Genomic DNA, 13,701 nt, shown 5'->3' with positions numbered 1-13,701 from the left:
CCACAACTCTGAAATGTTTTTCTTACTTTTGCGGACTGAATTTTTCCTCTAAACAACAAAAAAACATGTCAGAATTTCCTCCTTGCCCAAAATGCAAATCCGAATACGTGTATCCGAGCGATGGCTTATTGATTTGTCCAGAGTGTTTCTACGAATGGAATCCCGAAGATGTAGAAGCCGAAGAAACTACCGAAACAAGCACAAAAGTGTTGGACTCTAACGGCAACGAATTACAAGATGGTGATACAGTAGTGGTAATCAAAGATTTACCTGTAAAAGGAGCTCCAAAGCCAATCAAATCGGGAACTAAAGTTAAAAATATCCGCCTAACTGATGGCAATGATGGGCATAATATTGATTGTAAAATTGAAGGTTTTGGCTCAATGGGCTTAAAATCAGAGTTTGTTAGAAAAGCCTAAAATTTACCAAATCCGAATGAAGAGTAATGCTAAACAAAATCTTCGTTCGGATTCTTCCCTTTCGCTCCATCAACTACTACATTCTTCATGAAGCCTTTCATTTTAATTACTCTTCACTTCTAATTTCTCGAAAAAGGGTCTTTTTGACATTCAAAACAAAGTTTTTGTCTAAAAAACTCTTGTAATAATTCAATTTATACGAATATTTGTGAATCACTATTTAAACCTATATTCATAATGAGACAAAACTACCTCAATAAGCTTTTTGCAGCTTTTCTGATAAGTACCATTTGCTTGGCTTTTACAAATGTTTTTGCAACTGACAAACCCCTCGCAAACAACGAATACACCCTTGTTGTCGAAGGTTTCGATTGGGGTCCTGCGGCCAATAAAGTAATACTGAGTTTAGATGCCCCGACTGCTACGGTTGACTATAAAGATTTTACGGTTTCAGTCGAAAGAAGCCATGCTTGTGCCGATGTTCCTGCTGCTCAAGCCAAAGGAAACCGTAGCGTGATTTATGCGTATATATCTGATAATCAAGGCAAAAGAGTAAAAGAAGGTAGTTTCGTAACTTTAATTTTGGCCGTGGCACCTAATATGCCTTTGGGTTCAACTTTCCAATATTCACAAAAACCAGCTTGCCGAGGAAATCAATGGGTGGATTATAAAGTCACAATCACCGATACCAAAACAAATAAGGTTTGGAGTAAAGAAAAAAACAGAATCATGCCTTTGATTGATGATTTTGACCTAACGGGTAAATTTGAGTATGAAGCTGGCAAAACGATGTCTTATGCAGCTTTTTCGCCTAAAAATAAAATAACAAAATCGCCATTGATTATTTGGCTTCACGGAGGCGGTGAAGGTGGCACTGACCCTACAATACCTTTATTAGGCAATAAAGCAGCCAATTATGCTTCTGCCGAAATGCAGGCATTTTTTGGTGGAGCCTATGTATTATCTCCGCAATGTCCAGGAGCTTGGATGCACAACAAAGATGGTATAATTACACACGGAAAAGAAGATGATGCTTATAATAAAGGATTAATGGCACTTATCAAAGATTTTGTAAAGAAGAACCCCAACATTGACACCAAACGCATCTATGTGGGTGGTTGTTCAAACGGGGGTTATATGGCGTTGAAATTGATACTCAATGAGCCAAATTATTTTGCAGCGGGTTATATCAGTGCATTGGCGTATCAGTCGCAATACATTACTGACCAGCAGATTAATAGCATCAAAAATGTACCTATTTGGTTTGTGCATTCAAAAGATGATGGCACAACTGTGCCAGAAAATACTGTTGTACCTGTTTATAAAAGATTAAAAGCAGCAGGAGCAAAAAATGTGTATTTTACATACTACGACCACGTAACTGACCTTTCGGGTTTCTTTGGTGGCGAAAACTACTACTATAATGGCCATTGGTCATGGATTTATTCGCATGTAAATCATGCAAAAATTGATTTTGATGGCTCGCCCGTAAAACTCAACAATCGCCCAGTGACTATCATGGAATGGATGGCAGCACAATCAAAAAAATAAAATACATGAATAAATAACCATGCAGAAAAAATTATTGACAGAAATGTTGGTGCAAAATCAGTTAACTAACTCATTTGCCTTCGAGAAAATAACCAACGAAAACCTACATAAACGCCTCAACGAGCAAACGGCTTCAGTCGGCTTTATTTATCGCCACGTTGGCGAGACGATGAATTTGTTTGGTTATTTTTTCGGTATTCCGAGTGATATTCCGAATACTACCATGGGGCAACAAGATACTGGCCAAGATTTCGACCTCGAAACAAGTCATTCTTATGTGGCGAAAGGCTACGGAATGCTTAAAAAACTTGTAGAAGAAACCACTGATGAAGATTGGCTGACGCAAATCGACACGCCATTTTTTGGAAAAGTCTCAAAAATCAGACTCTTTTCTCATGTGCTTTTTCACAACTCTCATCATGCGGGACAAATTTCTCTGACACTCTCGAAAGGATAATAAAAAAGGTCGGCAAAGATAAAATTCTTTGCCGACCTTAGTTCTTGAAGTTTTTATTTATCCTTAAACTTATCTTCTAAAACTTTCATAAAATAGCCACCAACGACACTTCTTGCTTGAAAACCTACCATTTTCCCCGATTTTGTATCATGCCAATCGCTGATAGGCACTCGGCTGGTAGTATTTTGTGAATAGTAATAAATTGGCTTCAATAGAGCATCAAAATCAGCTTTATTATCGGTCAAAACCGATGTCCAAACTATCCAGTCAGATTTAGTATAAGATGCACGGCTGTCGAGAGGCAAGCCAAATTGGTTTTGTTTGGTGAGATAATATTTCACTTCCTTATCGAACACACTTCTTGGGAAATAATTCAGTTTCAACACTTTATCCCAAACCAAATTATATTTCTGGCTCCACGTATCTTTTTTATCAAATGTTAGGGCAAAGTGGTCGCCCGCCGAGGCCATTTCTTGCCATTTGGTTACGTATTCCCTCGTGAGTTTTTCGTATTTGTCATAAAGTTCGGTTTCGTTGAGTTGTTTGGCCAATTGTGTGAAAGTTTCGAGAGCCACAATGGCTTTTATAGAAAGATTGGTATTGCGAGCCAAATGTCCTGCAAAATCATCGGTGCAAAGTTGCGTAGCGGGGTCGAAACCCTCTTTGCTCAAATAATCCGCCCAGATTTTTATCGTTCCCCAGTGTTTTTTGGCGTAATCAGTTTTGCCTTCGGCTTTACAAATGGCCGCCGCCAAAATTATCATATTTCCACATTCTTCTACTGGCATATCTTCTCCATAAGTTTGACCGTTGGCCAGCGGGTATGTTCCCAAATCATGTGCCGCAAAAGGTTTTTTCCATTTACCGCTTTCGCTATAATAAAAAATACCATTGAGCATGCCTTTTAGCAAATCGGGGTTATATGCTAAAAACAACGGAGCAGATGGATAAGTCACATCAACAGTATTGATGGAACCATTACTGAAATTTTCTTTCGATAAAAACAAAATCTCTCCTTCGGAACTTTTCACCAATTTATGAGCCGAAATTGCCTGACGATAAGCCAATTCACAAAGAGCAGCATAATCTGCTCCGCCTGATTTTAAGGCATCATTGTATATCATTTCGTTGGTTTGCTGACATTTTCCGATGATGCTTGAATACTCTTTCGATGCTTTTGCCAAGATTGTTTCAATCGTATTGGCTTTGTCTTCTTTCCACCACGGCAATAGATTTTTACCAAAATATTGAATCGAATAAAGGTCGTCATAAGCCAACATTATTACTTGTTCTTTTGGCTGACCGCCGATGCTTCCCATATTTGCGACTGTGTGTAACGATAATTTTTTGCCAGTTTTTGCCGCAATTTTCCCTATTTGAAAAGGTTTTGCATTATCAGAAATAAATTGGCTGATGTTTTTATCATTCGCCACCGCCACGTACATATAGCCCCAGTCGATGCGTAAGTCATCGCCTTTTTTCTTCAAAATAGCTTGTTCAGTTGTGCCAGCTTTCAAAATACTGAGATTATTTGCCACATATTTACTGGCCGAAACTTCCTGCGAACTGACATTGCAAGCAATATCGGTCGAGGCTGCAAAACTCAATTCTACCGCATGATTTTTACCATCATTGGCTTTTACTTTGGTAGAAACGTAAGAAACTGGGCGAGCCAAAATATCTAAATCTGTAATCAATAAAGGAGATGTGAACGTAACATTGAGGTCGATTTTACCACAAGAAAACTCATAAATGGTCTGTGTAGCATTGATTTTTACGCTTTTTTGCTCGGCCAAAACGATATTTTGAGCTTTGACAGGAATATACTTCTGTACAATGCCTACATCGACCAATGCTCCGCCGCCAGTGTTGATTACGTGAATCGCAAAAACATTTTTACCTTTTTTCAGCTTAGATTTCATCTCGGCTGACATCGGCAACATCAAATATTTTCCTGCACAGCAGCGAGCCGTATAGATGAGTTCGCCATTGAGATATACCCAAACATCATCATCGTGTTGTAATTTTAACAATGGCTCATTAAAATCAACTTTATCAAGCGTGAATGTTCGACGAAACCAAATATCTCTTGATGTCCAACGAGTTTTTGATACACCGTCAATGTTGCCCACAGGGGCGATAGCCGTTTTCCATTGGCTATCATCAAAGGTTGGCTTCATCCAATCATCAGCAGGAGCGGTTTCAGTGTATTTTGCTTGATAATTTACATCATCGCCCGCTGGTAAAATACTGTTGAAACTTGGGCCTTCGGCACCTAAAAACTGATAAATAGTACCATCAACTTTCAGAAAACCCGTCAATGAATGAGCGTTGCCCGTCCAATGCTTAGTTGGCGAAGCATTCAGTTGGTCGGTGTTCGACCAAATACTAAAATATGGGTCATGCGTGATGAGTGGGTAAGCAGGGGCTTTGGTGCTTTGTGAAAAGGCATTAAAGCCCAACAAAGCCAATAAAATAACTAAAAGATAAGATTTCATGAATTGAAAATATTGTAGGTTGAATAAATAGACAGTTCTAATTTTTGTTAAAAATAAAACCCATCTATAAAGTTAAACGTGACGAGCTTCATATCAACTAAGAAAAACTTGTGAGTCGGGGCAGTAACAGCAGAATGAGTTCTATTTTTACAACTCAAATAAGTTTAACTTCAATATAACCTACTAATAATAAGCACTTTAACTTAATACCATGAACAAGAAACCCAAAAACTGCAAACGTTTGTCTTAAAATAAGATTTCCGTTCCTTCAGAGTCTATTCTTTGGAAAGCTCTGACGAAACGGAAACTATAAAATTTAAAATCTTATTTAACAACCTCACTCACTAAAATAGCAGGAGTTATATTGGTATAATTGGCAAAATCTTTTCTGATAGCATCTCGGTTGGGTGCGATGGCTGCCTGATAATCGCTTAGGCTTTTGATATAGAAAGTACCAATAGCCATAAAAGGCAGTGGTGTATTAGGAATACCACTGGCAATACCTTTTTCGATGGTATATTTTACTAAATTCTCCCCCAAATATCCGGCTACCATAGGCATGTGTTTTGTTTCGTAATATACCATATCAAATGTCTTACCTTCGGCAAATGGATACATAACGGATACCTTGATTAATCCTTTTTCTACAACAGCAGAGCTGTACTTTTCAGGCTTTTGAGAAGACTTTTCTTGACTAAATGCTGTAAAAAATGTGCTTAATAGCAAAAGCGAGACCATAAGTTTAGATTTCATAATTAAGTATTTTTTGAGGTTTTTAAATTTAATGAATAAAATATTCAGCTTGCAAATCATGTCGCATCTACTCTTTGTAAGTAATCAAAATCTTAGCTGTTTTATTACAAATATGAGTACCCGATGTACAACTTGATGCTTGGTTTTTAATTGTAATTGTATTCGCATTATAATAATAGTTGTATTTGAGTTGAAGGTTATCATCGTAAGCTGGTGGTATATATAGACCATCGGTAAATACAATAACATTTACAGCTATGATTTTAGTAGCATCTAAGTTGTGTGCTACACCAGCAGAATAGCCAGAATTACTGGGGCTCGTTGTTTCTGTCAATTCTACTGTTTTGATAGCAGGAGCATTTGAACCCAATTTAGTAAAGCCATTGACATGTAGTTTTGCTGTTGGAGCTCCTGTGCCAATACCTACATTGCCACTTTGAGTAATTAATGCGTAGCCTGATGTTGAAGAAAACACACCACCCGCACCTGTTGTAGAAACACCATTTACGCCAGTACCCGATGAAGAAATCCCCCATACGCCAATGCCACTTCTCGCTTCTGAAATAAGCATATCAGAAGTATTTAATGAATTTGTTGTATAAATCCAAAGTCCTCGGCCAGCACCTTCATTGACAAATTGTGCAACCTCCGAATTTGATGCCGTGGACGCCGTTAAAGGAATACTATTGGTTGCTTCGACAACAACTGCTCTGCCACCTGTTGACCTAACATTCAATGCTCCATAACCATTACTATTACTCTCCACATAAAGAGCACTTGCAGAATTTGAAGCATTATTAATTGAAAAATACCCTGCTCGTCCATTTCCTGTATTGGTAGCTGAAAATGTTGGAGAGCTATTGGCAACACTAAAACTTAAAGGAGCTGCAATAGACGACGATGAGATAGTTTGCCATGTTGCCAAACCATTAGCGTCAGAAACCAAAATTTTATTTGCTCCTTGTGAGCCATTAGCAATTTTTATCGACCCCTGAATATCTAATTTTGCTGTGGGAGCTGCTACTCCGATACCTACATTGCCATTTGCAGTGATTAGTGCATAGCCTGATGTTGAACTAAAATATCCTCCAATACCAGCATTTGAATTCCCATTTACACCATACCCCGAATCAGAATACCCCAGAACACCCGTGCCAGTTGCAAATATGGTATTTGTTACACCAGCTACCCCAACATCAGAAACAGTCTCTCCATAAACTCCGTATGCTACCCCCAGTCCAGATGTTCTGATGCCTCTACCATATACACCAATACCTTTTCCTATAAGATTTGACACTGCTCCACTAAATTCTCCTCTGATGGAAGTCGCCATATTTGATACTGTTGCAGAAGTATTTGTAATACTAAATAAATCGCCAGAATTTAAAGTTTTTGATTGGGAATAAGGTAGTGCTAAACTAACATTTTTCCAAGCCGAACCATCATAATACCAATTTGAGGCTGTAGCAATATTATAAACCATCATGCCCTGAGTAGGTGTTGTAATAGCTGCTGTGATAGCTGAGAGGTCTGCATAACGAGGTGTTTTTATAAACTTAGGGTCAAACTCAGAAGCTTGTTGGGCAAATATTATTTCTGAAGTCAGTAAAATAATAGAAGATAATATCGAGGTTTGGATAAACTTTTTCATGTGAGTAAATGAATTTTAGATTTATACAAGTATCACTAATGTAAATTTACATTTAGTTGTTTGATATCTATATTTTCTTCTATTATTTTACATGAAATATGGAGGTATCTTAATACCTAATTTTTCGTTTACTATAGTGTAAAAAAAGCTCGACAAAAGAAGAACCTTTGTCGAGCTTTAATATGATTTTTAATGATAAGATTAGTTAAACCCAAATTTCGTTAAACCTTCTCTACTGGTTTTGATGGCTTCCATCGGCGTAATACCATCAAAAACTTGGTCTTGCTCTACAATGTAGTATTTCATGCCCGACAGTTTTCGGTTTTTCAAGATTCTACCGAAATCTATTGTTCCTTTACCAACTGGAGCAAAACGACCTTGGTCATCCATATCTTTTACGTGCCACATTTTAAAGCGACCTGGGTATTTTTGGAAATAAGTCACTGGGTCAACACCTGCTTTTGTAACCCAATACAAATCCATTTGGAAATTTACGTGTTTAGCGTCAAGTTTTTCTAATAGATAATCAATCGGAACGATGCCTTTGCTGTTTTTTTCAAATTCAAAAGCATGGTTGTGATATAAGAATTCTAATCCAGCAGCCGTTGCCTTGCGAGAAATCGTATCTAACACACTTGCCAAACGCTCTACATCGTCAGTCATCGAAAGTGCCTTCGCTTTTACATCATATTTAAACATTCCCATTGGTGGCACAGGTGCAATAAAATACTTAAAACCAGCAGCTTTTACATCAGCAATCAATTCGTCGGCATTGCTTGTGGTCATACTGCCCATGTGTACGCTAATTGGCTTCAAACCAATACTTTTGGTATAGGCTTTAAACTCGTCGGGAGTCATTCCGTAAAATTTGCCCTTGTTGTAATCTACTGCCTCAATGTATTTGTAGCCCAAATCAGCTACCGCTTTGAGGGTCGCTTTTGGGTCTTTTCCCATTTCATTTCTTACGGTGTAGAGGGTCATACCACCCCATTTTTTTTGAGCATATACTGATAAATTGAATAAAATTGATATCAGAATAAGAGAAAGGATTTTGTTGTTCATTGTTTTATTAGATGTTTTTTTTTGCAATATTACAACATTTGAAAAACAGATTTGTACTGAATCTAAAATGAATTTTGTAATTGACTCATAAAATAGAGAAAGAGATATTACTTCACCTCCAAAACCTTCGTTTTCTCCGAAACACCATTTTCGTTGATGGCCTCGATGGTGTAATAATACGTACTCAGTTTGTCCATACCTCTAAACCAGTATTCGTTGGCATTATGCACCATGATACAGTTATAGAGTTTGTCGGGGGCGGTTCCGTAATAAATATTATAGGCGTATGCTTTATTTTCTGGTCGCCAGCGAATCCACGCACTGCGTTTGTCTTTTTCGGTTCTTAGTACCATAAAATCTTTTACGGCATCGGGTTTTGAGCCATTACCATTACCAAAAACTCGCAGGCCACTGATGGCAAATTTACCCGTTGGCATTGCCACATTTTCGAGTTTGATGTAGCGAGTCTGAATCGGCTGTGAAAGCTCTACATATTCGTGTGGCACATCGGTTTGATTATTTGATTTATCGACCAAAATTGTCCATTTCTTACCGTCAAGGCTCGACCAAAGTTTGTATTGATGCTTGATATTTACTTGTTTTCCTAAGAACGAAGAATCGGCGTCTTGGTCGGCATAGTTTATCTGAATCGCATTGACGGTTGACAAATTACCCAAATCAGTTTTAATCCATTCGCCCGCTTTGCCTGTTTCGGCCGACCAGTAGGTTTTCATGCTTTCGTCAACGGCATTATTGGGCAAATACCCACCCAACGTTGAAGAAACCTCAACGGGTTTATTGTAGTTGAGCAACATCCAACCCGTAAAGGTCTTTTTGATGTCCAGTCCTGTCGATGGAATATAATGCGGATAATCACCAAAAACCGTATTGCACCACATCACGTCGTCTTTGTCGAAACCCGCTGGCCAAATACCGATGCGACGTTCAAAATTATTTTTGCTCGAAAGCTGAATCGTAGAAACGTGCCACCAGTTTTTTTGATTGTCTTGAAAAGATGCCCCATGACCTGCTCCACGAGCAAAGCCCCCCAATTTCATACTGAGCGGGTCAGGCTGAGCTTCCCAAGGCCCCAATGGCGTTTTTCCTACCAAAACCCCATCAGCGTAACCGCTCATTTCGGTGCCTGGAGCTCCGTATTGTAGGTAATATTTTCCATTGTTTTTGTTGACGGTTGCACCTTCTATAAAACCGTCGAGAAAAGAATCGTCCATATACTCGCCGAAGCGTTGCCAACCATATCGCCACGACTCCAGTAAGTACATTTCTTTGCGAGTACCTTTGGGTTTCATGGTTTTGCGGTCTAACTCAATGCCATAAAGCGGATAACGGTTGCTGCTTCCGTTGTACATATAAAATTTGCCATCATCATCCGTAAAAAAAGCAGGGTCCCAGCCACCAATCTCGAAGTTATCAACCAAAGCTGTCCATTCGTTGGCTTTTGGGTTGGTACTCATCCAGATAGTAAATTCGCTGGTATAAGTTGAGCCAAAAACTATCATCGTATCGCCGACAATGCCTACGGCTGGAGCACAAAGTTCGTCATAGACTTTGTTATGTGGACGAAGAAACTTACGAGCATGGAAAGTCCAGTTGAGCATATCGGGACTGTGCCAATACCCCCACTGATTGGTGCTAAACATATAATATTCGCCTTTGTAATTGACCACAACAGGGTCGGCCGTAGCTCGGTGACGCCCCCATTCGCTGAAATTGGGAATAGGCGTATAGCCATAATCAACATTGATGGGGTTGCAATAGGTTTTTTGTTGAGCCTGCAAAGCCGAAACCAAAGCAAGCATTGTGAATGCCAGAAGAAGGTATTTTTTCATTGGTAGGTTAAATAGATTTTGAGGCAATTTATCAAAATCTATTTGAAAACTTTTATTTCTTACTGCTATTTAACTACATCATTGGGAGAGATTTGGCGTTTTAGTGAAATAAATAGAGCGAAATATTGCCAAAATACCTCGTTAGGGGTTAAATATCGGTAGAAAGGTTTCATTCTCTCTCTTTAAAGCCCACCCTTGTTCGGCTGAATTTGAATTCAGTCGATGTTACAGCCGTTCTTAGAACGGTATTTGCGAATGTGATTTTACTTGTTGCGTTCTAAGAACGCATGACACAATGACGAAATGTCGAACATTTAGCCAAACGGAGAAAAACGGAAACTCTGTGGAAGCAGGAAAAATGATAAAATATTATGATTACTTTCGGTAATTCTATAAATTTGATTGTTAATTATTGAATTATAGTGTACTAAAATGACCCACATTTTATGAAAAAATCCGTACTTATTCTACTACTTGTATTAAAATCTACTTTTGGTTTTTCTCAACAAATCTTTACAGAGAGTTTTAATTATCCAACCAATGCAAATTTAAGTCTTAATAACTGGACGGCACACAGTGGAGCTGGTACGAATGCAATCAAAGTCGGAAGTGGACTCGAATACACTGGAATTACGACTCAAGGAGGAGCGGCAATACTGACTACTTCTGGTGAAGATATTAATCGTCAGTTAGGGAGTGTTTTTTCTTCGGGGGTAGTTTACGCAAGATTTTTAATTAATGTAAGTGCTGCCCAAGATGCAGGAGATTACTTTTTTCATTTGGGGCCACAAACGCTGGGAACGACCTTTAGAGGTAAAGCCTTTGTTAAGAAAAGTACGAAGGGCTTTCAGATAGGGGTTACGAAAGCAGGGAATGCACCAGTGTATTCAAGTTCTGAATACGAATTGAACAAAACACACGTAGTAGTCATAAAATATACGTTTAAGTCAGGAAGTAGTACCGACGATGAAGTTGTTTTATACATCAATCCAACATTAGAAAAAGAGCCTACAATGGCAAATTCGACTACGCCTTCGGGTGAAACCGATGCCGAAAACATTGGTTCGGTTGCATTGAGACAAGGAGCCGCTGCCAACGCACCGAATGTATCAGTTGACGAAATAAAAGTAAGTAGCTCTTGGAATGATTTATTTACTAATACTCCCACAGAAACCGTAAAAATTGAAAAGACATATTTAAAAGCTAATTTGTATTACTCTGTTTATTTGGTAAATAAAGGCAAATTTGTTCTTGGAAACTTTGGAGAACCTCAATTTACATACGTTATATCTGGCTTGACTCCTGAATCAACGGTACAATATAAAACCAATCATATAACTTTAGAAAATGGTGCAAATGGGCGAGTATTTAAAATGAGTGAAAGTCCATATTACAAAAATGGAAGATACTCAATATATGATACTTTTTTGCCCACAAAAGCCGATGTCGAATCTAATTATGAGGGCGATGATACACTTAAATTTTTTGTCAATAACAAATTAGTGTATAGCGAATATCTAAAAGTCTATTACATTAGAGATAATGCACCAGAAGGCATTTCAATTAGTACACTTCGTAAAGTTAATAAGACCTTTCTACCAAACGCTGAGACTATCAGAGGAAGGATAACTTCTATCAATCAGATAAATGATTTGCTGTATGTTGAAGACAATTCGGGCGGAATCCCGATAAGTCTTAGTAAATCGAGTAACCTACCTGCCAATTTTAAACCTGCATTGGGAGACTCAATCGAAGTGTCACTGAGTGCTATCAATTTTGATTACGAGAGCAATCAGGCACATATCGCCATGAAAGAATCAGGTATTAAATTAATAAATGCTGCTTCAAAACAGAAAACCCCTAAACTCATTAAGATTACAGACCTCAGTGCCAACGAAGGCAACTTGGTTAGTATTACAGATGTGAGCTTTACAGATAAAAAATTTGTATTTCTACCTAATACTAATTACACCATTACCGATGGGAAAAATAGTGCTACTGTCAGAATTTGGGAGAGTACCGACATCGAAGGACGAACAAAACCTCAATCAGCCGTCACGATTACGGGTGTTGTAGGCAGATTTGGAGATACATACCAGATTTATCCACGTTCACAGTCCGATATTCCAACAACGGGTTTCTTGTCACAAAATACATCGAATATCCCTTTAGATAAAACCTTGGATGTTGTTGCATGGAATGTAGAATGGTTTGGCAATAAATCGAACGGTCCAAGCGATGAAGCCCTTCAACAAACCAATGTAAAACGAGTTTTAGACTCATTAAAAGCAGATGTTTATGTATTAAGTGAAGTGTCAAATCAGGCATCCTTCAACGATTTAATTTCAAAAATAAGTGGCTATAAAGGCGTTTGTTCATCAGCTGTGTCGGCAGGTGGAATAGCCGATGATGCCCAAAGAGTTTGTATCGTATATAAAGAAAGTGTTTTCTCAAATGTGTCATCGAGACCACTGTTGAAAGGTACTACGCCAATTGCCAATTACCCCGACTCGTTCGATAGATTTTGGGCGAGTGGCAGGCTTCCTTTTTTATTTACTGCCGATGCAACTGCCGAAGGTGGAAAAAGAAGAATCAATATCGTTGGTATTCATGCAAGAGCCAATACTGCTTCCGACATTCCGAATTCAGAGCGAATCTATCAACAACGAAAAATTGATGTAGAAGTATTGAAAGATACGCTGGATAAAAACTTTAAAGATGAAGCCATTATCATAGCAGGGGATTTTAATGACGATGTAGATGAAACCGTAGTGGCAGGGATTTCTACGAAAGAATCTTCCTATAAAAAATATGTTGATGATACAGAAAACTGGCAAGCTGTAACAAAAACTCTCAGCGAAAATGGTTACCGAAGCTACCTTTCACAAGATAACATGATAGACCACATTGCTATTTCTAACGAATTGAAGAGTAGCTATGTGTCAAATTCGACAACGATTGCCCTGCCATTTACTTACATAACTAACTATCGAAATACCACCTCCGACCATATTCCAGTTATGGCACGTTTTCAATTACAAGCACTGCCATTAGCAACCGAAGAAGAAGTTGTGCATCTATTTGGGAAGGTTTACCCAAATCCGAGCGACGGTAATATTGAATTTGAAGTAAGCGAGAACCTAAAAAATAAGCAATTTCAGTTTTTGCTAACCAACCAATTAAGCCAAACATTATTCTCACAAAAAGCAGAATGGACAGCGTTGAAATCTAAAATCAATGAAATATTGAATAAATCAGCGAGTGGACATTATTTATTAAAGGTCTCAAACGAGACACAAAGCCAAACTTTTCGGATAGTTAAAGAATAATCCATTTAAGGTGTCTTGTCCTGAAATACGTTTGTGTAAACCTATTTTCAGTCCCCTCAGAGTCTCCCGAAGGCACGTAGGGGACTCTGAGAGCGAAGGAAGTTGTGAAAAGGGGTGAAATTATTCTTTCA

General features: G+C 38.4%; 9 protein-coding genes. 4 read left to right on the top strand and 5 right to left on the bottom strand.

Annotated elements, in window-relative coordinates:
- The first annotated feature begins 65 nt into the window (after nt 1-65).
- The 3 genes from ABR854_RS11735 (at nt 66) to ABR854_RS11725 (ending at nt 2,427) form a co-directional block, all read left to right on the top strand.
- Nucleotides 66-419: a zinc ribbon domain-containing protein YjdM gene (locus ABR854_RS11735; protein ID WP_350265589.1), complete on the top strand. Its 354-nt coding sequence runs from the start codon at nt 66-68 to the stop codon at nt 417-419.
- A gap of 237 nt (nt 420-656) precedes the next feature.
- Nucleotides 657-1,970 carry a prolyl oligopeptidase family serine peptidase gene (locus tag ABR854_RS11730; RefSeq protein WP_350265588.1) on the top strand — a complete coding sequence of 438 codons (1,314 nt, stop codon included), beginning with the start codon at nt 657-659 and terminating at the stop codon, nt 1,968-1,970.
- Between the two features lie 19 nt (nt 1,971-1,989).
- On the top strand, nt 1,990-2,427 hold the full coding sequence (locus ABR854_RS11725) for a DinB family protein (protein WP_350265587.1): 438 nt from the start codon (nt 1,990-1,992) through the stop codon (nt 2,425-2,427).
- A gap of 53 nt (nt 2,428-2,480) precedes the next feature.
- On the opposite strand, the gene ABR854_RS11720 is transcribed toward ABR854_RS11725, so the two are convergent.
- From ABR854_RS11720 to ABR854_RS11700, 5 genes are all read right to left on the bottom strand, one after another.
- On the bottom strand, nt 2,481-4,925 hold the full coding sequence (locus tag ABR854_RS11720; RefSeq protein WP_350265586.1) for a glutaminase family protein: 2,445 nt from the start codon (nt 4,923-4,925) through the stop codon (nt 2,481-2,483).
- Between the two features lie 324 nt (nt 4,926-5,249).
- Nucleotides 5,250-5,678 (bottom strand): EthD family reductase, encoded by a 429-nt coding sequence (locus tag ABR854_RS11715; RefSeq protein ID WP_350265585.1) that lies wholly within the window; start codon nt 5,676-5,678, stop codon nt 5,250-5,252.
- Nucleotides 5,679-5,745: 67 nt separating this feature from the next.
- Nucleotides 5,746-7,329 carry a phage tail-like protein gene (locus ABR854_RS11710; RefSeq protein WP_350265584.1) on the bottom strand — a complete coding sequence of 528 codons (1,584 nt, stop codon included), beginning with the start codon at nt 7,327-7,329 and terminating at the stop codon, nt 5,746-5,748.
- A 201-nt stretch (nt 7,330-7,530) separates the two neighbouring features.
- The gene (locus ABR854_RS11705; protein ID WP_350265583.1) at nt 7,531-8,391 is read right to left on the bottom strand and encodes a sugar phosphate isomerase/epimerase family protein; all 861 of its coding nucleotides are present in this window, start codon (nt 8,389-8,391) and stop codon (nt 7,531-7,533) included.
- Between the two features lie 107 nt (nt 8,392-8,498).
- Nucleotides 8,499-10,241, bottom strand: a complete 1,743-nt coding sequence (locus tag ABR854_RS11700) for a family 43 glycosylhydrolase (RefSeq protein ID WP_350265582.1) — start codon at nt 10,239-10,241, stop codon at nt 8,499-8,501.
- Between the two features lie 446 nt (nt 10,242-10,687).
- Between ABR854_RS11700 and ABR854_RS11695 the strand changes: the two genes are divergently transcribed.
- Entirely contained in the window at nt 10,688-13,570 is a 2,883-nt protein-coding gene (locus ABR854_RS11695; RefSeq protein ID WP_350265581.1) for a DUF5689 domain-containing protein, read from the top strand.
- Nucleotides 13,571-13,701 lie beyond the last annotated feature (131 nt).

This window comes from Emticicia sp. W12TSBA100-4, assembly GCF_040253585.1.
In the GTDB taxonomy this organism is placed as follows: Bacteria; Bacteroidota; Bacteroidia; order Cytophagales; family Spirosomataceae; genus Emticicia.
The sequence above is the reverse complement of the archived record's forward strand: the minus strand, read 5'-3'. Positions and strand labels throughout refer to the sequence as shown.

Excerpts from the sequence above, each read along its gene's own strand:
- ABR854_RS11710 (WP_350265584.1), bottom strand. The coding sequence starts at position 7,329 with ATGAAAAAGTTTATCCAAACCTCGATATTATCTTCTATTATTTTACTG.
- ABR854_RS11705 (WP_350265583.1), bottom strand. The coding sequence starts at position 8,391 with ATGAACAACAAAATCCTTTCTCTTATTCTGATATCAATTTTATTCAAT.
- ABR854_RS11730 (WP_350265588.1), top strand. The coding sequence starts at position 657 with ATGAGACAAAACTACCTCAATAAGCTTTTTGCAGCTTTTCTGATAAGT.
- ABR854_RS11720 (WP_350265586.1), bottom strand. The coding sequence starts at position 4,925 with ATGAAATCTTATCTTTTAGTTATTTTATTGGCTTTGTTGGGCTTTAAT.
- ABR854_RS11695 (WP_350265581.1), top strand. The coding sequence starts at position 10,688 with ATGAAAAAATCCGTACTTATTCTACTACTTGTATTAAAATCTACTTTT.
- ABR854_RS11725 (WP_350265587.1), top strand. The coding sequence starts at position 1,990 with ATGCAGAAAAAATTATTGACAGAAATGTTGGTGCAAAATCAGTTAACT.
- ABR854_RS11715 (WP_350265585.1), bottom strand. The coding sequence starts at position 5,678 with ATGAAATCTAAACTTATGGTCTCGCTTTTGCTATTAAGCACATTTTTT.
- ABR854_RS11735 (WP_350265589.1), top strand. The coding sequence starts at position 66 with ATGTCAGAATTTCCTCCTTGCCCAAAATGCAAATCCGAATACGTGTAT.
- ABR854_RS11700 (WP_350265582.1), bottom strand. The coding sequence starts at position 10,241 with ATGAAAAAATACCTTCTTCTGGCATTCACAATGCTTGCTTTGGTTTCG.